Source organism: Methylobacterium amylolyticum (assembly GCF_030700245.1).
Lineage (GTDB): Bacteria > Pseudomonadota > Alphaproteobacteria > Rhizobiales > Beijerinckiaceae > Methylobacterium.
The window spans coordinates 59231-83226 of the sequence record NZ_JAUYZI010000016.1 but is presented as its reverse complement, the minus strand read 5'-3'; the positions used below and the strand labels follow the sequence as shown (position 1 = coordinate 83226).

Sequence of the window (23996 nt, the reverse complement as noted above, 5' to 3'; positions counted from 1 at the left end):
CCCTTTCCGTCCGTCCGGCGTTGGCCGGGTGCCCTACTCGGCCGCCTCGCTGCGCAGCTCGCGCGGCAGCGGGAACACCATGTCCTCGACGACGGTCGACACCGTGTCGACCGTCACGTCGTAGCGGGCGGCGAAGGCATCGATGATCTCCTCGACCAGCACCTCGGGGGCGGAGGCGCCGGCGGTGAGGCCGAGCTTGCCGATGCCCTCGAAGGCCGGCCAGTCGATCTCCTCGGCGCGCAGCACGAGACGGGTGATCGGGCAGCCGACCCGCTCGGCGACCTCGCGCAGGCGCTGCGAGTTCGAGGAGTTGGAGGAGCCCACCACGATCAGCGCGTCGACCAGCGGCGCCACGTGCTTCACCGCCTCCTGGCGGTTGGTGGTGGCGTAGCAGATGTCGTCCTTGTGCGGCCCGGTGATGGTCGGGAACTTCTTCTTCAGCGCCTCGACGATGTGGCGCGTGTCGTCCACCGAGAGCGTCGTCTGGGTGACCCAGGCGAGGTTGTTCGGGTTCTCGGGCTCCAGGGCGGCGATCTGCTCCAGATCCTCGACCAGGGTGATCGAGCCCTTGGGGAGCTGGCCCATCGTGCCGACCACCTCCGGGTGGCCGGAATGGCCGACCAGCAGCACGTGGCGGCCGCGCTTGTGGTGGATCTCGGCCTCGCGGTGGACCTTGGTCACCAGCGGGCAGGTGGCGTCGATGGTGGTCAGCCCGCGCGAGTCGGCGTTGGCCGGCACGGTCTTGGCCACCCCGTGGGCGGAGAAGATCACGGGTGCGTCCCCGTCCGGCACCTCGTCGAGCTCGCGCACGAACACGGCGCCCTTCCGCTTCAGGCTCTCGACCACGTACTTGTTGTGGACGATCTCGTGGCGCACGTAGACGGGCGGGCCGTGGATCGCCAGCGCCCGCTCGACCACGTCGATGGCCCGCACCACGCCGGCGCAGAAGCCGCGCGGGGCGCAGAGCAGGATCTTGAGGGGCGGCTTGGCGGCCGCATCCGGGCTGGGCTCGGGAGTCGCGAGGTCGGCAGTCATGCGGGGGATGTGGCGAGGGCGGGGCTGTCCTGTCAACGGTCCTGACACGCGAACCGGGCGAGATCGGGGCCGCGGCCGACCTGTGTCGCAGGTTTGCCGCGCCCCGCAGGGCCCGGCCTCGGTAGATTCCCCGTCGGATTAACCGCGCCCGGCGATGGACGCGCGGCCATGCTTGTTCGACCATCCCGCGCGGCGATACGGTCTCCGCCGTCGACCCAAAGCTCTGCGCGCAGCCACGACTGGCCCGGGATCCCCTGTGAACGTTTGTACGTTGCCCGAACGACCGAGGGCACGCCGTCCGGGCGCGCCGCTCGCCACCAGCCCCGTCGGCTGATGGAGCGGCCGGTCGCCGAGATGGACTTGGACGATCACGACCCGGTCCCGCACGGGCCGGCGGCGTCCGCAGCGCCGCGCGCGGTGCGGCGCGTCACCGTGCGGCTGGCGCGGGGCCGCCTGCGGACGTGGCACCTGCGCCTGCTCGACGCCCTCGCCCGGCGGCCGGATTGCCGGCTCGGGATCGCCGTGAGCGCGGGCGACGCGCCCGACCTGCCCCCGAACGCCGAGCTGCTGTTCCGCCTGGAGGCGGCGATCCACGGCCTGCCCCGCCCGGGCCTCGCCACGGCGGTCGGGGCGGCGGCCCTCCAGCCCTACTCGGGTCCGGAGGCCGGCGCTCCCGACCTCGTGCTCGACCTCTCCGACACCTCGCCCGCGGGGGCGGACGCGCCCGCGACGTGGCGGCTCGACTTCGACGGCGTGCCGGGCGAGGCGGGCCTGCTCGCCGCCCTGTTCGCGGGCCGCGCGCCGGTCGCGGTCCTGCGCGGGGCGGACGGTGCGCCGGTCGCGGTCGGGCGCTTCGGCGCCGAGTCGAAGACGGTGATGCTCGCCGCCTTCGAGGATTACCTCGCCCGCACGCTCACCCTGATCCTCGCGGCCCTCGACGGGGGGGCGGGCGCCCTGCCGGACGACGACGCCCGCCGCCTCGCGCCGTCCGCCGGGTTCGACCTCGGTGCGGTCGAGGCGCGGCGGCGGGCCTTGGGTGGGCTCGCCCGGCAGGTCGCCCGGCGCGTCCGCGAGGTCGGCTTCCACCGCGAGCGCTGGCGGGTGGGGTGGCGCCGGATCGCGGGCCCGGACGTGATCGACCTGCGCCGCCACCCGGAGGCGGGCTGGACCGACCTGCCCGACGACGGGCGCCGGTTCTACGCCGACCCCTTCGCCATCGCCCGCGACGGCGCGGTGACGCTGTTCGTCGAGGAATTCGCCTACGCGTCCGGCAAGGGCGTGATCTCGGCGGTGCGCTTCGGGCCCGACGGGCCGGTCGGCCGGCCCGAGCCGGTGCTGGAGCGCGACGTCCACCTCTCCTACCCGTTCGTGTTCGAGGCGGAGGGCGAGGTCTGGATGATCCCGGAATCCTGCGCCGCCGGGACGATCGACCTCTACCGGGCCGCGCGCTTTCCCGGCGGCTGGACCCACGCGGCGACGCTCGTCGGCGGCGTGACCGCGAGCGACGCGACGCTCCTGCGCCACGGCGGCCGCTGGTGGCTGTTCGCCACCGTCCGCGACGGCGGCGGCAGCTACTCGGACGCCCTGCACCTCTGGTGGGCGGACGATTTCCGCGGCCCCTGGACCTCCCACCCGAAGAACCCCGTGCTGATCGACGTGGCCTCGGCCCGCCCGGCCGGGCCGATCGTCGTCCGCGGCGGCGCCCTGATCCGACCGGTGCAGGATTGCCGCGGCGGCTACGGCGCGGCGCTCGGCCTCGCCCGCATCCTGCGCCTCGACGAGGGGGCGTTCTCACAGGTGGTCGAGACCCGCCTCGGCCCGGGGCCCGCGTGGCCCGGCTGCCGCCTGCACATGCTGAGCGCGGCCGGCGGCCTCGAATTCATCGACGGTTCGCGCCGCGCCCGGCCGCGCTTCCTCGGAAGCGTCTCGTGAGCCATGCGAGGCGGCGTCCCGCCGTGAGCCGCGGACGATATTGACGCTCATCGCCGCAATTTGTAGATACAAAATAATCGGAAGGAGCGGAGGATCTACGAGAATGCCTAAGCTCACCCTTCCGCCGATCACCGACGCGCAGGAGGAACGGATCCAGGCCGGCATCGCCGCCGACCCCGACAATCCGGAGATCACCGACGCGCAGTTCGCCCAAGCCCGCCCCTTCGCCGACGCATTTCCGACCCTCGCCGAAAAGCTTCGCCGCGGCCGCGGGCCGCAGAAGGCGCCGATCAAGCAGCAGGTGAGTCTTCGCCTCGATCGGGACGTCGTCGCGCGCTTCAAGGCGACCGGGCCCGGCTGGCAAAGCCGGATGAACGACGTGCTCCGGCGAGCCGCGCGGGACATGCCGGCGGCCTGACGCGTTCCGGCCCACGATCGATCCGCGCGGCGGCGTCCGCCCCGAAACCGCCCCCGTGTGCCGAACGGCACCGCCCGCGTCTCGCCTCGCGGCCCGACGCGGGTTAAGCGGGGGCTCCACCCGCGCGAACCCCCAGAACGAGTGCGCATGGCGAGCCCGGGCGAACACGCGAGCTTCCTGCCCCCGGTCCTGACCTTCCTGTCGGCGGCGGTCATCGGCGTGCCGGTGTTCCGGCTGATCGGGCAAAGCGCCGTGCTGGGCTACCTCGTCGCCGGGGTGCTGATCGGGCCGTCCGGCCTGTCGCTGATCGCCGAGCCCGACACGGCCGCCAGCGTCGCCGAGATCGGCGTGGTGCTGCTGCTGTTCATCGTCGGGCTGGAGCTGCACCTGTCGCGGCTCGTCTCGATGCGCCGGGACATCTTCGGCCTCGGCACCGCCCAGCTCGTGGTCTGCGCCCTGGTGCTCGGCGGCGCGGGCGTGCTCGCCGGGCTCCAGATCGGCGCCGCGGCGGTGATCGGCATCGCGCTCGCCCTGTCGGCGACCGCGGTGGCGCTCCAGCTCCTGGAGGAGCGCGGCGACCTCGGCAGCGCCTACGGCTCCCGCGCGTTCGCGGTGCTGCTGCTCCAGGACCTGTCGGTGGTCGGCATCCTGGCGCTGATGCCGCTGCTCGCCTCGGCCGGCCACGGGGCCGGCGGCGCGGGCGGCCCGTGGCTCGGGGAGGCGGCGGCCTCGACCGGCCGGGCGCTCGCCGCGATCCTCGCCGTGGTGCTGGTCGGGCGCTACGGCCTCAACCCGTTCTTCCGCCTGCTCGCGGCCAGCGGCGCCCGCGAGGTGATGACCGCGGCCGCCCTCCTCGTGGTGCTCGGCACCGCCCTCTTGATGGAGCAGGTCGGCCTGTCGATGGCGATGGGCGCCTTCCTCGCCGGCATCCTGCTCGCCGAGTCGAACTTCCGCCACCAGTTGGAGGCCGACATCGAGCCGTTCCGCGGCATGCTGCTCGGCCTGTTCTTCATGAGCGTCGGCATGTCGATCGACGGCGCGCTCGTGCGCGAGGTGTGGCCGCAGCTCTTCGGGGCGACGCTCGCCGCGATCCTCGTGAAGGTCGCGCTGGTGGCCGGGCTGTTCCGGCTGTTCGGGTCCGACACGCTGGGCGCCCTGCGCGGGGCCGCCGTGCTGGCGCCCGCGGGCGAGTTCGCCTTCGTTCTGCTGCCGCAGGCGGCCGAACTCGGGCTCACCGGCGCCACCGCCACCCGCTTCGCGGTCGCACTGGCGGCGCTGACCATGCTGGTCGGGCCGATCATGGCCAAGGGGCTCGACCGGCTGATCGACCGGCGCCTGTCACGGGCGAGCGAGGCCGAGGCGGAGCCCTCGGCCGAACTCGCCGAGGGCGCGGGGGAGGCCCGGGTGCTGGTGATCGGCTTCGGCCGGTTCGGGCAGATCCTGACGCAGGTGCTGCTCGCCGAGGGCATCCCCGTCACGGTGATCGACAAGGATGTGGGGCAACTGCGCGCCGCCACCCGCTTCGGCTTCCGCATCTACTACGGCGACGGCACCCGCCTCGACGTGCTGCGCGCCGCCGGGATCGGCCGCGTCGAGACCGTCTGCGTCTGCGTCGACGACCGCGAGGCGGCGCTGAAGATCGTCGACATCGTGCACGAGGAGTTTTCCAGCGTGCGCACCTTCGTGCGCGCCTACGACCGCCTCCACGCCGTCGAGCTGATGAACCGCGACGTGGACTTCCAGATCCGCGAGACCTCCGAATCGGCGCTGGCCTTCGGGCGGGCGGCGCTGGAGGGGCTCGGGCTGACGCCGGAGGCCGCCGCGGCCCGGGCCGACGACGTGCGCAAGCGCGACATCGCCCGCCTCGTCCTCCAGCAGGCGGGCGCCCTGCCGGACGGGGCCGCGTGGCTGCGCGGCGCCGAGCCGGTGGAACTGCGCCCCGAGCCGCTGACCGCCCCGGCCCGCCCGGCCCGCGCGCTGAGCGCCGAGACCCGCGACCTGCTCGGGCAGGACCGCCGCGAGGCCGCCGAGCGGGTGCTGGCCAAGCCGTCGGCCGCCCCCGACGAGCCCGAGGGGACCGGAGACCCGGAGCTGGAGGCCGAGCTGGAGACGGAAGGCCGCGGCCGGGATGGCTGACGGGTCCCGGGGTTCGGCCGAGGCTGCGCGCTTCGTCGAGGGCTCGATCCTGCGCCACGTGCTGGTGATGAGCGCCACCGGCTCGGTCGGCCTGATGGCGATCTTCGTCGTCGACCTGCTGTCGCTGGTCTACGTCTCGCAGCTCGGCGACCCGCGGCTCACCGCGGCGGTGGGGTTCGCGAGCGTCGTGCAGTTCTTCGCCACCGCCGTGAACATCGGCCTGATGATCGCGGCCGGAGCCCTGGTGTCGAAGGCGGTGGGCGCGGGCGACCTCGCCGGGGCGCGCCGCCTCTCCGCCTCGGCGCTCGCGCTCGGCGCCCTGGTCGCGGGGGTGATCGCGGTGGCGATGCTCGCGCTGACCGACCCGCTGCTGAGGCTGATCGGGGCGGAGGGCGAGACTCTGGCGGTCGCCGGGACGTTCCTGCGGATCGCGCTGCCCTCGAACGCCCTGCTCGCCGCCGGCATGCTGTTCACCGGCCTGCTCCGGGCGATCGGCGCGGCGCGGCAGGCGATGACCGTGACGCTCGGCGGCGCCCTCGTCACCGCCGCCCTCGATCCCCTGCTGATCTTCGGGGCCGGCCTCGGCGTCGAGGGCGCGGCGATCACCGTCTGCATCGCCCGGGCGACCTTCGTGGCGATCGGCTGGCGGGCCTGGGCGGGGCACGGGCTGCTGCGCGCCCCGCGGCTCGCCGAACTCGCCGCCGACGCCCCCGCGATGGCGGCGATCGCCGGCCCGGCGGTGCTGACCAACCTCGCGCCCTCCGTGGCGAGCGCCTTCCTGGCCCGCCTGTTCGCCGGCTACGGGCCCGACGCGGTGGCCGCCGCCTCGGTCATCGACCGCCTGACGCCGGTGGCCTTCGGCGGGCTGTTCGCCCTCTCGGGGGCAGTCGGGCCGATCCTGGCGCAGAACTGGGGCGCGGGCCGCTTCGACCGGATGCGCGCCACCCTGGGCGCGGGGACGCGGGTCACGCTGGTCTACGCGGCCCTCGTCTGGCTCGCGCTGGCGGCCGCCCGCGCCCCGCTCGCCGCCCTGTTCGGGCTGCACGGCGTCGCGGCCGAGCTGTTCACGTTCTTCTGCCTCGTCGGCGGGGCGATCTGGTTCTTCAACGGCCTGCTGTTCCTCGGCAACGCCGCCTTCAACAACCTCGGCTTCCCGCTGCGCTCGACCCTGCTGAACTGGGGCCGCGCCACGCTCGGCACCGTGCCCCCGGCCCTGCTCGGCGGCGCGCTTTACGGGCCGCGCGGGGTGGTGGCCGGGATGGGACTCGGCTCGCTCGCCTTCGGCGCGCTCGGCATCCTGCTCGCCCGCCGCACCGTCGACCGCCTCGCCGCCCGGGGGACGCCGACCCCCGAGCCGCGCGCGGCCGAGGCCGTCCCCCTGTCCACCCCCCCGTCCAGCCCCTTGCCCGCCGGTCAGCCTCATCCCGGCCCGGTGGCGTGACGCCCCGGGTCATCGACAGGTCATGCGGCCGCAAGGGTCTGGTTCCGGGGCTGGATCCGGGGCTGGTTCCACTGTGTTTTTGACGGTGTCGCATCTTTTGTCGCGGTCCACCGTGGGACATGTGGCGAAATGATGCTTAGATGCCGTCAGTCCCGGGCTGCAGGACCGGGACGGGACCGAGGGCTCATGTTCAACCCGATCGATATGATGCAGGTTCAGGGAGGCGCCGGGACGCAGGCGATGGCGCAGCAGTTCGGGCTGACCGTCGAGCAGACGCAGCGCGCCATGGAAGCGCTGATGCCGGCCCTGACGCTCGGCCTCCAGCGCGGCGCGGGCCTCGACCCGATCGGCTTCGCCCGGATGTTCATGGCCCCGGACACGGCCCGCTCGACCGCCCCGCAGGGGCTCGACGCGCTCGGCCAGATGTTCGGCTCCGCCCAGTTGATGCAGGCCGTCCTGCAGCAGGCCTCGGCCGCCAGCGGCGTCGGCTCCCAGGTGCTGCGCCAGATGCTGCCGATGATGGCCGGCGCCGTGGTCGCGAGCATCGTCCACGTGATGCTCAACCAGCCCCAGGCCGAGCCGGCGCGCCAGCCCGCCGCCCCGCCGGCCCCGGCGCCGTTCCCGTTCGCGCCGCTCTGGGCCGACATGGCCCGGGCCTTCCTGCCCCCGTCCGAGCCGCAGGCCACCAAGCCGGCCGCGACGCGGCCGCCGCAGCCCGCGCCCCGGACCGCGCAGCAGCCCCCGCAGATCGACGCCCCCGAGACCGGCTCCGACGTGCTCCAGCAGATGTTCCGCACCGGCGCCGAGGTCCAGGAGCAGAACATCAAGGCCATGCAGGAGCTGTTCGAGGCCTTCTGGCCGAAGGCGCAGCCCCAGGCCGAGACGCCGCCGGCCCCGGCGGCCCCGCCCCCGCCCGCGGACGCCGCGCCGCAGGCGCCGCCGCCGGAGCGGCCCGCCCCGCGGTCCCGGCGCGGCCGCTCGGGCGACGGCGGGGCCGGCTGAGCCCCGCCCGGCGGCCTCCTGTCGCAGGCGCGACGGCCGGGCCCCGGCGGCCCGGGTTCGGGCTTCGTTCGGCGCTCGTGCGAGGCGCGCGCGACGTCAAAAAAAGCTCAACCGATCCGAAAAATGCCTGCGCTTGGCCTTGCGAAAGGTGCCGTGTAGGGATGCGGACCAATCGCCCGCCCGTGCACGCCGACGGAGGCCGGGCATCCCTCGCTGAGAACAGAGGCACGCCATGAGCGCCGGGACCGCCGCCGACAAGCACTTCCCCAACAGCTTCTTCGCCGCCCCGCTGACCGAGGCCGATCCCGAGATCGCCCGCGCCGTGGAGCAGGAGCTCGGCCGCCAGCGGCACGAGATCGAGCTGATCGCCTCCGAGAACATCGTCTCCCGCGCGGTGCTGGAGGCGCAGGGGTCGGTGCTGACCAACAAGTACGCGGAAGGCTATCCGGGCCGGCGCTACTACGGCGGCTGCCAGTTCGTGGATGTCGCCGAGACCCTCGCCATCGAGCGCGCCAAGCGCCTGTTCGACTGCGGCTTCGCCAACGTGCAGCCGAACTCCGGCTCGCAGGCCAACCAGGGCGTGTTCATGGCCCTGATGCAGCCCGGCGACACCTTCATGGGCCTCGACCTCGCGGCCGGCGGCCACCTCACCCACGGTGCGCCCCCGAACGTCTCGGGCAAGTGGTTCAAGCCGGTCTCCTACACCGTGCGCCGGGACGACCAGCGCATCGACATGGAGCAGGTCGAGCGCCTCGCCCACGAGCACAAGCCGAAGGTCATCATCGCCGGCGGCTCGGGCTACCCGCGCCACTGGGACTTCGCCAAGTTCCGCGAGATCGCCGACGCGGTCGGCGCCTACTTCATGGTGGACGCCGCCCACTTCGCCGGCCTGATCGCGGCGGGCGTGCACCCCTCGCCCTTCCCGCACGCCCACGTGGTCACCACCACCACGCACAAGACCCTGCGCGGCCCGCGCGGCGGCATGATCCTGACGAACGACGAGGCGCTCGCCAAGAAGTTCAACTCGGCGATCTTCCCCGGCCTCCAGGGCGGTCCGCTGATGCACGTGATCGCCGGCAAGGCGGTGGCCTTCGGCGAGGCGCTGAAGCCGGAGTTCAAGATCTACGCCCGTCAGGTCGTGGAGAACGCCAAGGCGCTGGCCGACACGCTGATCTCGGGCGGCTACGACATCACCTCGGGCGGCACCGACAACCACCTCATGCTGGTCGACCTCCAGAAGAAGGGCCTGACCGGCAAGGCGGCGGAAGCCGCGCTGACGCGGGCCGACATCACCTGCAACAAGAACGGCGTGCCGTTCGACCCGCAGAAGCCGACCGTGACCTCGGGCATCCGGCTGGGCACCCCGGCGGGCACGTCGCGAGGCTTCGGCGTCGCCGAGTTCAAGCAGATCGGCGGCTTCATCGTCGAGGTGCTGGACGGGCTCGCCGCCAAGGGCGAGGGCGGCGACCCGGAGGTCGAGGCCAGCGTGAAGAGCCGCGTGCACGCGCTCACCGACCGGTTCCCGATCTACGGCTGATCCCCCGATGGGGCTGACCGCCCCGCCCGGGACGACTAGATGAGGCGACGGCCGCGGATCCCGGCGATCCGCGGCCGTTTGCCTTTGCGCGGAGACGTCATGCGGTGCCCCTATTGCGGCGGGTCCGACACGCAGGTGAAGGATTCCCGCCCCTCCGAGGACGGCGCCGCCATCCGCCGCCGCCGGGTCTGCCCGGACTGCGCCGGCCGCTTCACCACCTTCGAGCGGGTGCAGTTGCGCGAGCTGACGGTGCTCAAGCGCTCGGGCAAGCGCGTGCCGTTCGAGCGCGACAAGCTCCAGCGCTCGATCGACGTGGCGCTGCGCAAGCGCGCGGTCGAGCCCGAGCGGATCGAGCGGCTGGTCAGCGGCATCACCCGCCAGCTCGAGAGCGCGGGCGAGGCCGAGGTCACCTCCGAGGCGATCGGCGAGCTGGTGATGGACGGGCTCAAGGGTCTCGACGACGTGGCCTACGTGCGCTTCGCCTCGGTCTACAAGAACTTCCGCGAGGCCCGGGACTTCGAGGCACTGCTCGGCACCCTCGGCGAGGCCGCGCCCCTGCCCGAGGCGCCCGAGCCGGAGCCGGACGCACCCGCGCGGCGCCGGGCGGCGCGCCCGTGAGCGGCGAAGCCCGCTTCATGCGCCTCGCCCTGGCGCTGGGGCGGCGGGGGCTCGGGACCACGTGGCCGAACCCCTCGGTCGGGGCCGTCGTCGTGGACGCGGACACGAAAACGATCCTGGCGGCGGCCGCCACCGCGCCGGGGGGCCGCCCGCACGGGGAGCCGCTCGCCCTGGCGGAGGCCGGCGCGGCCGCCCGCGGCGCGACGCTCTACGTGACGCTGGAGCCGTGCTCGCACTACGGCCGCACGCCCCCCTGCACCGACGCGATCCGCGCCGCCGGCATCGCCCGAGTGGTGAGCGCCCTGGAGGACCCTGACCCGCGGGTCGCCGGACGCGGCCACGCGCTGCTGCGCGAGGCCGGGATCGCGGTCGAGACCGGCCTGCTCCGCGAGGAGGCGGCGCGCGACCACATCGGCCACGTGACGCGGGTGACGCGCGGCCGGCCGGCCCTGCATCTCAAGCTCGCCCGCACCCGCGACGGCTTCGCCGCGGGCGCCGGACCGGAGCGGCTGCGGATCACCGGCCCGGTCGCCGACGGCGCCGTCCACCTGTGGCGGGCGCACGCCGACGCGATCCTGGTCGGCATCGGCACCGCGCGGGCCGACGACCCGTCCCTGACGGTGCGGCTGCCCGGCCTGTCCGGCCGCTCGCCCCTGCGCGTCGTGCTCGACTCGACCTTGCGCCTGTCGCCCGCGAGCGTGCTCGCCCGCACCGCCCGCGACGTGCCGACCCTGGCGCTGACCACACAGGCCGCCCCGGCCCATGCCCGCCGGGCGCTGGAGGCCCTCGGCGTCGAGATCGAGCGGCTGCCGGCCGGGGGCGACGGGCGGCTCGACCTGAACGCGGCGCTCGCCCACCTCGCCGAGCGCGGCATCACGCGGCTGTGCAGCGAGGGCGGCCCCCGCCTTGCGGAGGCGCTGGCGGAGGCCGATCTGATCGATGCCTGCACCCTGGTGACCGGCCCGGAGGCGGCCGGCGCGGCGGGCGGCCTGCCGGCGGTCGGCCCCGGCCTCGCCCGGCGGCTGGCCGGTTTCGACGTGGCCGAGACCCTGGCGCTCGGCGCCGACGCGGCGGTCACCTACGAGCGGAGAGTCGTCTAAGCCATGTTCACGGGTCTCGTCAGCGACGTCGGAGTGGTGGTGTCGGTCTCCGGCGGGGGCGACCTGCGCCGCCTCGCGATCCGCTCCGCCTACGACCCGGCGGGCATCGCGCTCGGCGCCTCGATCGCCTGCTCCGGCCCCTGCCTCACCGCGGTCGCGGTGAGGCCGGCCGAGGGCGGCTGCGTGTTCGAGGTCGACGCGGCCGCCGAGACGCTGGCGCGCACCACGGTCGGCGCCTGGGCGGCGGGCCGGCGGGTCAACCTGGAGCGCTCGCTGAAGATGGGCGACGAACTCGGCGGCCATCTCGTCACCGGCCACGTGGACGGCGTCGCCGAGATCGTCGAGCGGGACACCGTCACCGCCGGCGCCTGGGGGCCGAGCGAGCGCTTCACCTTGCGCGCGCCGTCGGGGCTCGGCCGGTTCATCGCCGAGAAGGGCTCGGTGAGTCTCGACGGCACATCGCTCACCGTGAACGGGGTCGATGGCGACCGTTTCACCGTCCTGCTGATCCCGCACACGCTGGCGGTGACGACCTGGGGCGAGCGGCGGGCGGGCGACCCCGTGAACCTTGAGGTCGACCTGATCGCCCGCTACGCGGCGCGGCTGACCGAGGCGCGGGGTTTGTAGGCCCGAGGGGGTGCAAGCGTGAGCTTGGTCAGGAACGAGCAGGTCAAGCTGACGGCTGTCTACCTCAACACTGCGGCCGGCGGCCTGTTCACCGCCGGTGTCGTCGCGCCTTTAATCGCAGCCACGTTCGGCTTCCCGGGCGCAGTCCAGAGCTTGTCCCATTGACGCTCCTCATCGGCGTCACAATTTTCCTGGGAGCGAGCGTTAGCCTACACCTCGTCGCCCGGTACGTGCTGAAGGCCCTCACGCCATGACGGACATTCAAGTCGTCGCCTTCATCATCACGCCGCTGATGGCGCTCGCGGTCGGATGCGGCGTCGCCGTCTACGCGATTCGCGCCGCTCGAGATTGAGATCCATCAGCGCGGCGGGATCGAGTACGTCCCGTTCGCCTGCGCCACGAGGTCGTCCGAGTCCGGGCTCGCGATCCTCACCTCGCCCACCGCCAGCCGGCGCCCGAGCTTGAGCAGGCGCGTCTCGGCGATCAGGTCGAGGCCGGCGGGCTTGCGCAGGAAGTTGAAGGTCAGGCTCGTCGTCACCGCGAGCGCCACCGGGCCGATATTGGCGAGGATCGCCGCGTAGAGGGCGTAGTCGGCCAGCGCCATCATCGCCGGGCCCGAGAGGGTGCCGCCGGGCCGCAGGAACCGCTCGTCGCCCGCGAGCCGCATCCGCGCCGAGAGGGGTCCCACGTCTTCCAGGACGAAGGCGCGCCCGCCCGCGTTCATCTGCGGGAATTCCCGGTCGAGGAAGGCCCGCGTCTCGGCGAGGTCCATGATCGTGCGCGTCATGGCCCCTGTGCAGCATGACCGTACCTGGCTCGCAAGGGGTCAGACCGGACGGAAACCGATCACACGGCTGCCCACGAGCGATTGAAACCGCCGTCTCCGTCTTTGCGAGCGGAGCGAAGCGATCCAGCGGCGCCACGCCTTCCGACCGCGCGCAGCCCTGGGTCGCGTCGCTGCGCTCCCGATGACGGCGGACGCAACCCGAACCCTATCCCGAAAACATCAGAAGAAAATCGGCCGGGCGCTGGCGGTGATCTCGCCGATCACCGTGCCGGTGCCGGGCTCCACCTCCTTCAGCACCACGTCGTAGCCCCAGAGGTCGGCGAGGTGCTGGAGCACGCGCTTGGCGTCGTCCTTCTGCAGGGTGATGCGGTTGAGCGCCTTGTGGTGAAGGATCAGCCGGCGGTCGCCTTCGAGGTCCACGTCCACCACCTCGATGTCGGGGTCGAGCCACGCCACGTCGTACTGGCGGGCGAAGGCGCGGCGCAGCTTGCGGTAGCCGCGCTCGTCGTGGATCGCCTCGACCCGCAGGTCGGCCTCCTCGGGGTCGTCGACCACGTGGAACAGGCGCAGGTCGCGCATCAGCTTGGGCGAGAGGAACTGCTGGATGAAGCTCTCGTCGCGGTAATTCTCCCAGCAGTCGCGCAGCACCCCCATCGCGTCGCCGCGCCCGGCGATCTCGGGGAACCACTGCCGATCCTCGGCGGTCGGCTGCTCCGTGATGCGGGCGATGTCGCCCATCATCGCGAAGCCGATCGCGTAGGGGTTGTGGCCGCCGTAGGAGCGGTCATCGTAGGTCGGCTGGCGGATGACGTTGGTGTGCGAGGTCAGGAACTCGAGGTAGGCCGCCTCGGTGATCAGACCCTTCTCGGACAGGGCGTTCATGATCCGGTAGTGGACGTAGGTGGCGCAGCCCTCGTTCATCACCTTGGTCTGGCGCTGTGGGTAGAAGTACTGCGCGACGAGGCGGACGATGCGCAGGATCTCGCGCTGCCAGGGGCGCAGCCGCGGCGCGACCTTCTCCAGGAAATAGAGGATGTTCTCCTGGGGCAGTTCCAGCAGGGCGCGGCGCCGGTCGGCCGCCGCGTCGGTGCGGGCCGCGCCGGGCTTGGCCGGCAGGGTGCGCCAGAGGTCGTTGTAGATCTGCTCGCCGTGCTCGATCCGCTCGCGCTCGCGGCGCTGCTCGGAGGCGAGGTCGGGCCGCTTCTTGCGGGGGTAGCGGTGCACGCCCTGGCTCATCAGGGCGTGGGCGGCGTCGAGCACCTGCTCCACCGCCTGATGCCCGTAGCGCTCCTCGCAGCGGCTGATGAAGCTCTTGGCGAAATCCAGATAGTCCAGAATGCCTTCCGCGTCGGTCCACTGCTTGAACAGGTAGTTGTTCTTGAAGAAGTGGTTGTGGCCGAAGGCGGCGTGGGCGATCACCAGCGTCTGCATCGTCGCCGTGTTCTCCTCCATCACGTAGGAGATGCACGGGTCGGAGTTGATGACGATCTCGTAGGCGAGCCCCATCAGGCCGCGGCGGTAGCCGGCCTCGTGCTGGGCGAAGTGCTTGCCGAACGACCAGTGCTTGTAGAACAGCGGCATGCCGATCGAGGCGTAGGCGTCGAGCATCTGCTCGGCAGTGATGATCTCGATCTGGTTCGGGTACCACGACAGGCCGAGCGCCCGCGCCTCGACCTCGCAGGCATCGTGGATGCGCCGGATGGTGTCGAAGTCCCAGTCGTTGCCGGTGAACAGGGGGTTCTGGCCGCCGGAGATGACCTGGGGCGTCCGTGCCTCGACGCGCGTCATGCGGCCTCCCGATCGAGCGGAGCGTCCCCGGCATATCCGCGGGACGGAAACGCCCTCCCCCCTCTGCGGGGGAGGGTACCCTGCGCAGCAGGGGGGGAGAGGGGCGGCGCGACGGCTCGGGCTTTGGCACCCGTTGCGCCCTCTCCGGAGGCGGCGCCCCCCTCTCCCGACCCGGCCTGACGCGAGGGGCGCCCATTGGCCCACCCTCCCCCGCAGAGGGGGGAGGGACGCGCGCGGATCGGAGAACGGACCGCCCTCATGCCCTCACGCCTCCGCCTTCGCGTCCTTGCGGCCGAACAGCTCGCGGAACACGGGGTAGATCTCCCGGCGGTGGTTCACCTTGCGCATGGCCAGCGCGCCGCCGCCCTTGGCGATGGCCTCGTAGGTCCGCCACAGGGTGGTGCGGTGCTCGACGAAGCCGGCCCGCGGCCCGTTCTCGTCGCCGACCTCCAGATAGGCGAAGTGCTGGCAGGCCGGCAGGATGTGGGCCCGCAGCAGATCCGTCGCGGTCGGGCCGTCCGAGGAGACGTTGTCGCCGTCGGACGCCTGCGCCGCGTAGATGTTCCAGTCGTTCGGGTCGTAGCGCTCGGTGATGACCCGCTTCATCTCCACCAGCGCCGAGGAGACCAGCGTCCCGCCGGTCTCCCTGCTGCCGAAGAAGGTCTCCTCGTCGACCTCGGTGGCCCGGTCGGTGTGCCGGATGAACACGATCTCGACGTGGCGGTAGCGCCGGGTCAGGAAGATGTGCAGCAGGATGTAGAACCGCTTGGCGAGGTCCTTCATGTGCTCGGTCATCGAGCCGGACACGTCCATCAGGCAGAACATCACCGCCTGCGCGATCGGGCGCGGGTAGGGCTCGAACCGGCGGAAGCGCAGGTCGATCGGGTCGACGTAGGGGATGCGCTTCGAGCGCTCGCGCAGCATCGCGAGGGACGCTTCGAGGTCGGGGCGCTCGGGGTCGGTCTCGCGCATCCCGGCGAGCCGCGCCTCCAGTGCGGCCACCTCGTCGGGCTTCGGCCGCTTCAGGGCGATGCGCCGGGACATAGAGTTGCGCAGGGTCCGGGTGAGCGCGAGGTTGGCCGGCGAGCCGGTGATCGTGTAGCCCGCCCGGCGCAGGCCCTCGGTCTCGACCACCGCGAGGCGCCGCTTGGCGAGATCGGGCAGTTCCAGGTCCTCCAGGAACAGCTCCAGGAACTCGTCGCGGGTCAGGACGAACTGGAACGCGTCCTCGCCGTTCTCGCCGCCGTCGCCCCCCTCCCCCGCGCCGCGGCCGCCCCCGCCGCCCGGCGGACGCTCGATCGTGTCGCCCTCCACGTAGGTCTTGTTGCCGGGCAGGATGTGGTCCTGCCGGCCGCTGCCGGGCTGGCGGCTGAAGCGGGGCTCGCGCACGCCGTCGGCCGGGACCGTGACGCGGCCGTCCTTGCCGAGGTCCTTGATGTCCTTCTCCCGGGCCGACTCGCGGACCGCGCGCTGGGCCACGTCCTTGACGCGGCGCAGGAAGCGCTGCCGGTTCGGGAGGCTCTTGCCCCCGGGATTCAGGCGTCGGTCGACGATGTGCACGTGCGCAAAAACCCTCGTCCGCGTGTCCGGCCGAGCCAAGGTGGCCGGCCGGTCGTCCGAAACTGTGGCGAGGGCGATCCGCTGCCGACCCTCACCCCGCCTGCTTCACCCGCATGTACCACTCGACCAGCCGGCGGACCTGCCGCTCGGTGTAGCCGCGCGAGACCATGCGCTCGACGAACTCGCCGTGCTTCTTCTCGGTCTCGCCGTCCTTCTTGGAGCCGAACGAGATCACGGGGAGCAGTTCCTCGACCTGGGAGAACATCCGCCGCTCGATCACCTCGCGCAGCTTCTCGTAGCTCGTCCAGTCGGGGTTGCGGCCGCCGTGCTGGGCGCGCGAGCGGAGCGCGAACTTCACCACCTCGTTGCGGAAGTCCTTCGGGTTGGCGATGCCGGCGGGCTTCTCGATCTTGGTCAGCTCCTGGTTCAGGAGCTCGCGGTTCATGAGCTGGCCGGTCTCGGCGTCCTTGAAGTCCTGGTCCTCGATCCAGGCATCGGCGTAGTCGATGTAGCGGTCGAACAGGTTCTGGCCGTAATCGTGGTAGGATTCGAGATAAGCCTTCTGGATTTCGTGGCCGATGAACTCGGCGTAGCGCGGCGCCAGCTCGGTCTTGATGAACTCCAGGTACTTCTTCTCGGTCTCCGGCGGGAGCTGCTCGCGGCGCAGGCTCTGCTCCAGCACGTACATCAGGTGGACCGGGTCGGCGGAGACCTCGGTGGTGTCGTGGTTGAAGGTGGCGGCGAGCACCTTGAAGGCGAAGCGGGTGGAGATCCCGTCCATGCCCTCGTCGACGCCGGCGGTGTCCTTGTACTCCTGCATCGAGCGGGCGCGGGGATCGACCTCACGCAGCGACTCGCCGTCGTAGACCCGCATCTTGGAGAACAGGTTCGAGTTCGCGTGCTCGCGCAGACGTGACAGCACCGAGAACCGCGCCAGCATCTCCAGCGTGCCCGGGGCGCAGGCGGCGTCCGACAGCTCGGAGCTTGAGATCAACTTGTCATAGATCCGCTGCTCTTCCTGCACGCGCAGGCAGTATGGGACCTTGATGACGTAGATCCGGTCGATGAACGCCTCGTTGTTCTTGTTGGTCTTGAACGACTGCCACTCGGCCTCGTTCGAGTGGGCGAGGATCACGCCGGTGAAGGGGATCGCGCCGATGTTCTCGGTGCCGACGTAATTGCCCTCCTGCGTCGCGGTGAGCAGGGGGTGGAGCATCTTGATCGGCGCCTTGAACATCTCGACGAATTCGAGGACGCCCTGGTTCGCCCGGTTGAGGCCCCCCGAATAGGAGTAGGCGTCCGGGTCGGCCTGAGAGAGCGTCTCCAGCCGGCGGATGTCGACCTTGCCGACGAGGCTGGAGATGTCCTGGTTGTTCTCGTCGCCGGGCTCGGTCTTGGCGATGCCGATCTGGCGCAGGCGCGAGGGCCGCACCTTGATCACCTTGAAGCGGGAGATGTCGCCCTCGAACTCGTCGAGGCGCTTCAGGGCCCAGGGGCTCATCAGGCCGGTGAGCCGGCGGCGCGGGATGCCGTAGCGGCTCTGGATCTCGGCGCCCATCACCTCCGGGTCGAACAGGCCGAGCGGGCTCTCGAAGACGGGGGAGACCTCGTTGCCGGCCTTGAGCACGTAGATCGGGTGGACCTCCATCAGCAGCTTCAGCCGCTCGGCGAGCGACGACTTGCCGCCGCCGACCGGCCCGAGCAGGTAGAGGATCTGCTTGCGCTCCTCCAACCCCTGCGCCGCGTGGCGGAAGAACGAGACGATCCGCTCGATCGTCTCCTCCATCCCGTAGAACTCGCGGAAGGCCGGATAGGTCCGGATCGTCCGGTTCATGAACATCCGGCCGAGACGGGAATCCTTGGCCGTGTCGACGAATTCGGGCTCGCCGATCGCCGCCAGGATGCGCTCCGCCGCGGAGGCGTACATCAGGGGCTCGTCGCGGCAGGCTTCGAGATACTCGGAGAGGGTCATCTCCGTGTCGCGGCGCGCCTCGTAGCCGCGGGCGAAGCTCTGGAAGAGGTCGTTCGTCGCTTGCAACGGCATTCGATAACCCTCTCAGACCGACACAGCTTCATCCTGTCCCGGCTCAGATGCAACCGACAGACCCGCATTATGTCGCAGTGCGGCAGCCGCGCGCCATCCATGTCGATTGCGTGCAACACCTGCGCGGTCGAAACCTGCCACCGCGCAGACTAGTCGCCTCTTCCGGTTGCATTCCTCAGCTTTCATCGATGAAATTCCCGGCACGAGGCGCGGCGATCCACCGCCGATCAGAGGTCTGTGCCTTCCTTCTTCGCATCCGAGCCCGCCTTCGAAGACGCCGGCTCGACGGTGATTTTTATCGTCTGCGTCTGAACCTGACCGTCCGAATTCTTGACCTCGAACGTGACTTCGTCCGCGCCGGTGTAGCCTGCCTTGGCCTGGTAGAAGAGTGCCTGGACGGCGGCCTCCTTGTTCGGGCAGCGGTAACCGGCCGGGGTCTTGAGCTTGCCGACCTTGGTGATGACCGAGCCGTTCTTGGGCGCGCCGGAAACCTTGATCTCCGGCATCGGCCCGGGATTGCAGTCCTTCTTAAGGTTGGGGGCAATCTCGAGCCGGACGGTCTGTCCCGAGGCGACCGACTTGGACCGCGTCACCGTGGTCTGGGCCAGCGCCGGGCCGGCGAGCAGCAGGCCACCCGCGGCGAGGGCGAGCAGGGGACCCGCGAGGGGGCGGGCGAAGGCGGTCATCGGCGTCACGGCGTCTCTCCGGTCCCCCGCGGGCGCCGCGACGGCTCATCCGCCCGCCGCCCGCTCGGGAGTGGGAGCGATGTGGGGACGGCGGCCGCCGCCGTCGAGGGGTTCGGTCCTGGGAGCGGCTCAGTCCTGGGAGGGACTCAGTCTTGGAGGGGCTCAGTCTTGGAGGGCCGCGGCGACGACGCCGGTCACGCGTGCGATCTGGGCCGGGTCGAACTCCCCGGCCAGGGCGGCGGCGAGGCGCTCCTCCACCCGGGCGCGCTCGCCCGCGTCGGCGATCGGCGAGGGCGGGATGTCGTCGTCCGCGAGCCGGCAGACCCGGCGGATCGTCTCGGCGGCGGCGAGCAGGCTCTCGCGGTCGGCGGGGCCCATCTCCCAGAGCGGGTTGCGCAGCCGCGCGATGACGCGGCGCGCGTCGCGGTACTCGCGGTCGACGGCCGTGGCGGCCTCGACCTGGCTGACCAGGAAGGTCAGTTCCAGCACCTCGGAGGCGGCCTGCGGGCAGATCCGGACGATCCGCATGATGCGGGCCATCAGCTCCTGGCTCGGAGACAGCTTGGGTCGGGGCGTGGCCATGCGGGCGACAACGCCGATCCCCGCACAAAGTTCGACCGCGATCGACGCCGCGAATCGTCCTGTGTCGACAAACGCTTGCGCGGTGTGGCCCGGCGGCCTCAGGCGTCGCGGTCGGGGGCTGCGCGCAACCCGGCCAGCGCCGCGCGGCAGGCGCGCAGATCCTCCAGCGCCGCCTCCAGGACGGCCCGGTCGGCCTCGTCGAGCGCGGCGCGGGGCGGGGCCGACCCGGCCTCCGCCTCCAGAAGGCGGGGCGCGGCCGCCACCGCCTCGCCGCGGCCGACCGCCTGGACGAAGCGCACCCCGCTCTCCTTGAGGACGCGCTGCGCGCCCTTGATCGTGTAGCGGCGCACGTACAGCAGGTGGCGGATCCCGGCGACGAGGTCCACGTCCTCCGGCCGGTAGTAGCGGCGCCCGCCGCCCCGCTTCAGGGGCCGGATCTGGCCGAAGCGGGTCTCCCAGAAGCGCAGCACGTGCTGCGGCACGTCCAGCGCCTCGGCGACCTCGCCGATGGTGCGGAACGCGCCCGCGCCCTTGCCGCCGGGCTCGCCGACATCCACGACGGCGTCGGCGAGCCTGACGATCTCGGCGGCGAGAGCTGACGACATCCTGATCGGCCCGCAGTTGAATCGGGGCGATCCTGCCCGGTGCGGCGCCGCCGCTCAAGTCTCGCCGCCCCGCTACGGGCCTGGCGCGGCGGCTGCCCCCGGGATTTGCGCCCGGACCGGACGAGGCGTCCTCGGAAGCCCCGGCGGCCCCTCACGCGTCGTCGTGGGCGTCGGCGCCGTTGAGGCCGTTGATCCGGGCCTTGAGCACGTTCGAGGGCTTGAACACCATCACCTGCCGCGGCTCGATCGCGACCTCGACGCCGGTCTTCGGGTTGCGCCCGACCCGCCGGCCCTTGCTGCGCACCACGAAGGAGCCGAACGAGGACAGCTTCACGGTCTCGCCGCTGGCGAGGCAGGTGCAGATCTCGGACAGGACGGTCTCGACCAGGGCGGCGGATTCGGTCCTCGACAGGCCGACCTGGTGGTAGACGGCCTCGCTCAAATCGGCGCGCGTCACCGTCTTGCCAGCCATGCCACGCCCCCTCGCCCGGTCATCTCGTCCCGCCACGCCGCGGGCGCGGCGATGCCCGCCGCGCGGCCGCGCTGGAGACGTATCCCTATGATCCGCCACGCTAATCGGCTGCGGCGGCCCGGTCAACCGCGCGGGCGCGGGGGTGTTGCCGGAATCGCGTCACCAGCGGATCAGCGCCGCGCCCCAACTGAAACCGCCGCCGATCGCCTCGATCATCACGAGGTCGCCCGCGCGGATGCGGCCGTCCCGGCAGGCGGCGTCGAGCGCCAGCGGGATCGAGGCGGCCGAGGTGTTGCCGTGCCGGTCCACGGTCATCACGATCTTGTCCCGGGGGATCCCGATCTTGTCGGCCGAGGCCTCGATGATCCGGCGGTTGGCCTGGTGGGGCACGAACCAGTCGAGGTCGGCCGCCGTGGCGCCCGCCCGTTCCAGGGCCTCGGCGATCACGTCGGCCACCTGCCCCACCGCGAAGCGGAACACCTCGCGGCCCTCCATGCGCAGGCGGCCGGTGGTGCCGGTCGAGCCCGGGCCGCCGTCGACGTAGAGCTTCTCGCGGTAGCGCCCGTCCGAGCGGAGCGCGGCGCTGAGCACGCCGCGGGCGCCGGCCTCTTCCCGCGCCTCCAGCACCACCGCCCCGGCCCCGTCGCCGAACAGGACGCAGGTGGTGCGGTCCTCCCAGTCGACGATGCGGGAGAAGGTCTCCGCGCCGATCACCAGGGCGCGCCGGGCGGCGCCGGTGACGAGGAACTTGTCGGCGGTGGAGACCCCGAACACGAAGCCGGCGCAGACCGCCTGGAGGTCGAACGCCGCGCCCCGGTCGATGCCGAGCGCCGCCTGGATCTGCGTCGCCGTGGCCGGGAAGGTGTGGTCCGGGGTCGAGGTCGCGCAGATCACGAGGTCGATGTCGCCGGGCCCGAGGCCGGCGGCGTCGAGGGCGGCGCGGGCCGCGCGGGCGCCGAGCACCGAGGTGGTCTCGCCCGCGGCGGCGATGTGGCGCTGGCGGATGCCGGTGCGCTGGACGATCCATTCGTCCGAGGTCTCCACCCGCTCGGCGAGGGCGGCGTTCGTCACCACCCGCTCGGGCAGGCACGATCCGGTGCCGAGGACGACGGAACGCAGGACTGACATCGCTTCAACCTTCCCGGGCGGCCGATACCACAACCATCAGTTGTGAGACCGCCCGTCCTTTTCCATCCGGTCGATCCGCGCAGACCTCACGCCGGCGCCAGCGCCGCCGTCTGGTCGAGCATCTCGCGGATCGTGCGCATCATGTCGTGCCGCGCCATGTCGTGCGCCAGATCGACCGCCGCGGCGAAGCCCTGCGCGTTCTCGGAGCCGTGGCTCTTGATGACGATGCCCTCCAGCCCGAGGAACACGCCGCCGTTGGCCCGGCTGGGGTTCATCTTGTCCTTCAGCGCCCGGAACGCCTGCCGGGCGAACAGGGCGCCGATCTTGGCCGAGAGCGTCCGGGTCATCGCGGCGCGGAGGTACGAGCCGATCTGCTTGGCGGTGCCCTCGGCGGTCTTCAGGGCGATGTTGCCGGTGAAGCCCTCGGTCACCACCACGTCGACGGTGCCGCGGCCGAGGTCGGTGCCCTCGACGAAGCCGTGGTAGGTCAGCCCGGGGCTGTCCATCTCGCGCAGCATCCGGGCGGCCTCCTTGACCGCCTCGTTGCCCTTCATCTCCTCGGTGCCGACGTTGAGCAGCCCGACGGTCGGGCGGTCGAGGTCGAACACGATCCGGGCCATGGCCGAACCCATCACCGCCATCTCGACGAGGTGCTCGGCATCCGTGCCGATGGTGGCGCCGACATCGAGCACGACGCTCTCGCCGCGCACGGTGGGCCACAGGCAGGCGATGGCCGGGCGCTCGATGCCGGACATGGTCTTGAGGCAGATCTTCGACATCGCCATCAGCGCGCCGGTGTTGCCGGCCGAGACGCAGGCGTCGGCCTCGCCGTCGCGCACCGCCTGGATCGCCTGCCACATCGAGGACTTGCCCCGGCCCTGGCGCACCGCCTGGCTCGGCTTGTCGTCCATCGCCACCGCGACGCTGGTGTGGCGGATCTCGACGCCGTCCTTGAGCCGCGGCTCCTTGGCGACGAGCGGGGCGATCACCGCCTCGTCGCCGAACATCAGGAAGGTCGTCTCGGGATGTCGCTCCCGGGCCAGGGCGGCGCCGGGCACCACCGTGGAGGGGCCGTGGTCGCCGCCCATGGCGTCGAGCGAGATGCGCACGCGTCGGGACATGGTCGATTCGGGGATCGCGGCCTCGGCGGGAAGGAGACCGGCCGGGAAACGGCCGGGCGGCGCGGACCATAGCGATACCGGGCCTGCGGGCAAACGAAATCGGGCTCCCCGGGTTGCACGGGGGGTCGCGCCCCGCGGCCCGGACTCCGGGTCAGCCCGGCCCGTCGCGCAGGCGGCGCAGGGCGTCGAACGGGCTCGGCTCGGCGCCGGCCTCCACCGGCTCGAACGCGACGCCGGGCTTGCGCGGGTAGGGATCGAGGCCGAGCGCCAGGAACTCGGCGGTGAGCGCGCCGAAATCGATCCGCCCGCCCACGATCGGATCGGGAACCTCGGCGTCCTCCGCGTCGGTCCCCGCGAGGCGGTCGGTGTCGGTGAACACCACGTCCACCGGCTCGCGCACCGGCGCCTCGAACGGCTCCAGGCTCACGGTGCAGACCTGCGTGACGCGGGCCTCGACGCGTCCGGTCACGGCGAGCCGGCTGGTCTGGCCGGACAGGTCGAACCGCCCGACGAGGTCGCGGATCCCCGGGATGCCGAAGTCCCGGGCCAGGGCCTCGCACTCGGCGGGGCTCGCCTCGACGGTGACGGCGCCCCGCCCCGGCGGCAGGCGCTCGACGTTGACCCAGCGCGTGAGCGGTCCGGAATCCTGGCTCATGCGGGCTCTCCCGGGGCGATCGAGGTGCGGGCGAAGGCGTCCGGCTCCGGAAGGGGCAGGCCCTGCTCGCCCCCGTCCCCCCCGTCCCCGCGCGCGAGCAGGGCGTCGAGGTCGGCGCCGGCCAGCGCCGCGTCGGCCGCCCGGACGTAGGCGGCCAGCGCCGCGGCGTCGCCGTCCGGGGCGCCGCCGAGGACGTTGCGCGCCAGCGCGGCGGCCAGAGCCGCGTCGTCGGCCGCGGCGAGCGCGGCGTCGTAGCCGGCGGCCCGGCCGTAGAAGGCGGCGCCGAGCTTCTTCATCCGCTTGCCGACCCCGAGGTCCCCGACGCCGAGTTCGCGCAGGGACGCGTCGAGCTGCGCGAACACCGAATCCACCAGATCCTGGGCGATGTCGGCGGCCGGGGGCGGCAGCCGGTCCAGGCGGCGCAGCAGCAGGATCGCGTGCAGGCACAGGGCCTCGAACCGGCCCTCGACGGTGTCCGGCACCCCGAGGCCGGTGTAGAGGCCGGGCCGGCGCGCCGACGCGCTCACCGCGGCGTGCAGCGCCGCGACGATGCGCCGACGGTCGCCGCCGCGCCGGAACAGGCCGGCGATCATCTATGCTCTCCCGAGCGTGCAGGGACCGGCCCGGGCCCCGGCCACGGGGCTCGGGACTGTGGCCAAGCTTGCCTTGTCAAAGCCATATCCCCGCGGTAGGCCAACCCACGCCCAGGGCGCAAGCGCCGC

At 72.4% G+C, this 23996-nt stretch carries 22 protein-coding genes; 9 read left to right on the top strand and 13 right to left on the bottom strand.

The genetic code is table 11. From position 1 onward, the window contains the following. Nucleotides 1-33 precede the first annotated feature (33 nt). Complete coding sequence (gene ispH / locus Q8W71_RS13485) at nucleotides 34-1035, bottom strand: 4-hydroxy-3-methylbut-2-enyl diphosphate reductase (protein WP_305525892.1); 1002 nt, start codon at nucleotides 1033-1035, stop codon at nucleotides 34-36. 354 nt (nucleotides 1036-1389) lie between these two features. On the opposite strand from ispH, the gene Q8W71_RS13480 reads away from it, so the two are divergent. The 9 genes from Q8W71_RS13480 to Q8W71_RS13440 all read left to right on the top strand — a co-directional run bounded on the left by Q8W71_RS13480 (nucleotide 1390) and on the right by Q8W71_RS13440 (nucleotide 11846). Next, entirely contained in the window at nucleotides 1390-2967 is a 1578-nt protein-coding gene (locus Q8W71_RS13480; protein ID WP_370875405.1) for a glucosamine inositolphosphorylceramide transferase family protein, read from the top strand. A gap of 103 nt (nucleotides 2968-3070) precedes the next feature. Continuing rightward, complete coding sequence (locus Q8W71_RS13475; protein ID WP_305525924.1) at nucleotides 3071-3385, top strand: BrnA antitoxin family protein; 315 nt, start codon at nucleotides 3071-3073, stop codon at nucleotides 3383-3385. 147 nt (nucleotides 3386-3532) lie between these two features. Beyond that, nucleotides 3533-5521 carry a monovalent cation:proton antiporter-2 (CPA2) family protein gene (locus tag Q8W71_RS13470; RefSeq protein WP_305525890.1) on the top strand — a complete coding sequence of 663 codons (1989 nt, stop codon included), beginning with the start codon at nucleotides 3533-3535 and terminating at the stop codon, nucleotides 5519-5521. Continuing rightward, nucleotides 5514-6962: an MATE family efflux transporter gene (locus Q8W71_RS13465; RefSeq protein WP_305525889.1), complete on the top strand. Its 1449-nt coding sequence runs from the start codon at nucleotides 5514-5516 to the stop codon at nucleotides 6960-6962. The genes Q8W71_RS13470 and Q8W71_RS13465 overlap by 8 nt, the downstream gene beginning before the upstream one ends. 186 nt (nucleotides 6963-7148) lie before the next feature. Next, a complete protein-coding gene (locus tag Q8W71_RS13460) occupies nucleotides 7149-7964 on the top strand; it encodes a DUF937 domain-containing protein (protein WP_305525888.1) in 816 nt (271 codons plus the stop codon). A 232-nt stretch (nucleotides 7965-8196) separates the two neighbouring features. Next, nucleotides 8197-9501, top strand: a complete 1305-nt coding sequence (glyA, locus tag Q8W71_RS13455; protein WP_305525887.1) for a serine hydroxymethyltransferase — start codon at nucleotides 8197-8199, stop codon at nucleotides 9499-9501. Nucleotides 9502-9600: 99 nt separating this feature from the next. Then, a complete protein-coding gene (gene nrdR / locus Q8W71_RS13450) occupies nucleotides 9601-10119 on the top strand; it encodes a transcriptional regulator NrdR (RefSeq protein ID WP_305525886.1) in 519 nt (172 codons plus the stop codon). A gap of 17 nt (nucleotides 10120-10136) precedes the next feature. Beyond that, entirely contained in the window at nucleotides 10137-11219 is a 1083-nt protein-coding gene (gene ribD / locus Q8W71_RS13445) for a bifunctional diaminohydroxyphosphoribosylaminopyrimidine deaminase/5-amino-6-(5-phosphoribosylamino)uracil reductase RibD (protein ID WP_305525923.1), read from the top strand. A 3-nt stretch (nucleotides 11220-11222) separates the two neighbouring features. Continuing rightward, nucleotides 11223-11846 (top strand): riboflavin synthase, encoded by a 624-nt coding sequence (locus Q8W71_RS13440; RefSeq protein WP_305525885.1) that lies wholly within the window; start codon nucleotides 11223-11225, stop codon nucleotides 11844-11846. A gap of 358 nt (nucleotides 11847-12204) precedes the next feature. Here Q8W71_RS13440 and Q8W71_RS13435 read toward each other — a convergent pair whose 3' ends face one another. The 12 genes from Q8W71_RS13435 to Q8W71_RS13380 all read right to left on the bottom strand — a co-directional run bounded on the left by Q8W71_RS13435 (nucleotide 12205) and on the right by Q8W71_RS13380 (nucleotide 23867). Next, the gene (locus Q8W71_RS13435; RefSeq protein WP_305525884.1) at nucleotides 12205-12633 is read right to left on the bottom strand and encodes a PaaI family thioesterase; all 429 of its coding nucleotides are present in this window, start codon (nucleotides 12631-12633) and stop codon (nucleotides 12205-12207) included. A gap of 219 nt (nucleotides 12634-12852) precedes the next feature. Further along, nucleotides 12853-14421, bottom strand: a complete 1569-nt coding sequence (locus tag Q8W71_RS13430; protein WP_305525883.1) for a SpoVR family protein — start codon at nucleotides 14419-14421, stop codon at nucleotides 12853-12855. 264 nt (nucleotides 14422-14685) lie between these two features. Continuing rightward, nucleotides 14686-15981 carry a YeaH/YhbH family protein gene (locus Q8W71_RS13425; RefSeq protein WP_305525882.1) on the bottom strand — a complete coding sequence of 432 codons (1296 nt, stop codon included), beginning with the start codon at nucleotides 15979-15981 and terminating at the stop codon, nucleotides 14686-14688. 91 nt (nucleotides 15982-16072) lie between these two features. Then, nucleotides 16073-18025: a PrkA family serine protein kinase gene (locus tag Q8W71_RS13420; RefSeq protein WP_305525881.1), complete on the bottom strand. Its 1953-nt coding sequence runs from the start codon at nucleotides 18023-18025 to the stop codon at nucleotides 16073-16075. 227 nt (nucleotides 18026-18252) lie between these two features. Beyond that, nucleotides 18253-18711, bottom strand: a complete 459-nt coding sequence (locus Q8W71_RS13415) for a 4-aminobutyrate aminotransferase (protein ID WP_305525922.1) — start codon at nucleotides 18709-18711, stop codon at nucleotides 18253-18255. Nucleotides 18712-18873: 162 nt separating this feature from the next. Beyond that, nucleotides 18874-19293 (bottom strand): hypothetical protein, encoded by a 420-nt coding sequence (locus tag Q8W71_RS13410; RefSeq protein ID WP_305525880.1) that lies wholly within the window; start codon nucleotides 19291-19293, stop codon nucleotides 18874-18876. Nucleotides 19294-19391: 98 nt separating this feature from the next. Beyond that, nucleotides 19392-19898 carry a MerR family transcriptional regulator gene (locus Q8W71_RS13405; RefSeq protein WP_305525879.1) on the bottom strand — a complete coding sequence of 169 codons (507 nt, stop codon included), beginning with the start codon at nucleotides 19896-19898 and terminating at the stop codon, nucleotides 19392-19394. A 151-nt stretch (nucleotides 19899-20049) separates the two neighbouring features. After that, nucleotides 20050-20370, bottom strand: a complete 321-nt coding sequence (locus Q8W71_RS13400; RefSeq protein WP_305525878.1) for an integration host factor subunit alpha — start codon at nucleotides 20368-20370, stop codon at nucleotides 20050-20052. Nucleotides 20371-20529: 159 nt separating this feature from the next. Continuing rightward, complete coding sequence (locus tag Q8W71_RS13395; RefSeq protein WP_305525877.1) at nucleotides 20530-21498, bottom strand: beta-ketoacyl-ACP synthase III; 969 nt, start codon at nucleotides 21496-21498, stop codon at nucleotides 20530-20532. Nucleotides 21499-21584: 86 nt separating this feature from the next. Continuing rightward, a complete protein-coding gene (gene plsX / locus Q8W71_RS13390) occupies nucleotides 21585-22619 on the bottom strand; it encodes a phosphate acyltransferase PlsX (protein ID WP_305525876.1) in 1035 nt (344 codons plus the stop codon). 151 nt (nucleotides 22620-22770) lie between these two features. Then, nucleotides 22771-23274 carry a YceD family protein gene (locus Q8W71_RS13385; protein ID WP_305525875.1) on the bottom strand — a complete coding sequence of 168 codons (504 nt, stop codon included), beginning with the start codon at nucleotides 23272-23274 and terminating at the stop codon, nucleotides 22771-22773. Beyond that, complete coding sequence (locus Q8W71_RS13380) at nucleotides 23271-23867, bottom strand: ubiquinol-cytochrome C chaperone family protein (RefSeq protein WP_305525874.1); 597 nt, start codon at nucleotides 23865-23867, stop codon at nucleotides 23271-23273. Before Q8W71_RS13380 ends, Q8W71_RS13385 begins: the two co-directional genes overlap by 4 nt. Between the last annotated feature and the right edge of the window lie 129 nt (nucleotides 23868-23996).

What these genes read in the sequence shown, in the direction of transcription:
- ispH (WP_305525892.1), bottom strand. Translation starts at nt 1,035, where the DNA reads ATGACTGCCGACCTCGCGACTCCCGAGCCCAGCCCGGATGCGGCCGCC.
- Q8W71_RS13480 (WP_370875405.1), top strand. Translation starts at nt 1,390, where the DNA reads ATGGACTTGGACGATCACGACCCGGTCCCGCACGGGCCGGCGGCGTCC.
- Q8W71_RS13475 (WP_305525924.1), top strand. Translation starts at nt 3,071, where the DNA reads ATGCCTAAGCTCACCCTTCCGCCGATCACCGACGCGCAGGAGGAACGG.
- Q8W71_RS13470 (WP_305525890.1), top strand. Translation starts at nt 3,533, where the DNA reads ATGGCGAGCCCGGGCGAACACGCGAGCTTCCTGCCCCCGGTCCTGACC.
- Q8W71_RS13465 (WP_305525889.1), top strand. Translation starts at nt 5,514, where the DNA reads ATGGCTGACGGGTCCCGGGGTTCGGCCGAGGCTGCGCGCTTCGTCGAG.
- Q8W71_RS13460 (WP_305525888.1), top strand. Translation starts at nt 7,149, where the DNA reads ATGTTCAACCCGATCGATATGATGCAGGTTCAGGGAGGCGCCGGGACG.
- glyA (WP_305525887.1), top strand. Translation starts at nt 8,197, where the DNA reads ATGAGCGCCGGGACCGCCGCCGACAAGCACTTCCCCAACAGCTTCTTC.
- nrdR (WP_305525886.1), top strand. Translation starts at nt 9,601, where the DNA reads ATGCGGTGCCCCTATTGCGGCGGGTCCGACACGCAGGTGAAGGATTCC.
- ribD (WP_305525923.1), top strand. Translation starts at nt 10,137, where the DNA reads ATGCGCCTCGCCCTGGCGCTGGGGCGGCGGGGGCTCGGGACCACGTGG.
- Q8W71_RS13440 (WP_305525885.1), top strand. Translation starts at nt 11,223, where the DNA reads ATGTTCACGGGTCTCGTCAGCGACGTCGGAGTGGTGGTGTCGGTCTCC.
- Q8W71_RS13435 (WP_305525884.1), bottom strand. Translation starts at nt 12,633, where the DNA reads ATGACGCGCACGATCATGGACCTCGCCGAGACGCGGGCCTTCCTCGAC.
- Q8W71_RS13430 (WP_305525883.1), bottom strand. Translation starts at nt 14,421, where the DNA reads ATGACGCGCGTCGAGGCACGGACGCCCCAGGTCATCTCCGGCGGCCAG.
- Q8W71_RS13420 (WP_305525881.1), bottom strand. Translation starts at nt 18,025, where the DNA reads ATGCCGTTGCAAGCGACGAACGACCTCTTCCAGAGCTTCGCCCGCGGC.
- Q8W71_RS13415 (WP_305525922.1), bottom strand. Translation starts at nt 18,711, where the DNA reads ATGACCGCCTTCGCCCGCCCCCTCGCGGGTCCCCTGCTCGCCCTCGCC.
- Q8W71_RS13410 (WP_305525880.1), bottom strand. Translation starts at nt 19,293, where the DNA reads ATGGCCACGCCCCGACCCAAGCTGTCTCCGAGCCAGGAGCTGATGGCC.
- Q8W71_RS13405 (WP_305525879.1), bottom strand. Translation starts at nt 19,898, where the DNA reads ATGTCGTCAGCTCTCGCCGCCGAGATCGTCAGGCTCGCCGACGCCGTC.
- Q8W71_RS13400 (WP_305525878.1), bottom strand. Translation starts at nt 20,370, where the DNA reads ATGGCTGGCAAGACGGTGACGCGCGCCGATTTGAGCGAGGCCGTCTAC.
- Q8W71_RS13395 (WP_305525877.1), bottom strand. Translation starts at nt 21,498, where the DNA reads ATGTCAGTCCTGCGTTCCGTCGTCCTCGGCACCGGATCGTGCCTGCCC.
- plsX (WP_305525876.1), bottom strand. Translation starts at nt 22,619, where the DNA reads ATGTCCCGACGCGTGCGCATCTCGCTCGACGCCATGGGCGGCGACCAC.
- Q8W71_RS13385 (WP_305525875.1), bottom strand. Translation starts at nt 23,274, where the DNA reads ATGAGCCAGGATTCCGGACCGCTCACGCGCTGGGTCAACGTCGAGCGC.
- Q8W71_RS13380 (WP_305525874.1), bottom strand. Translation starts at nt 23,867, where the DNA reads ATGATCGCCGGCCTGTTCCGGCGCGGCGGCGACCGTCGGCGCATCGTC.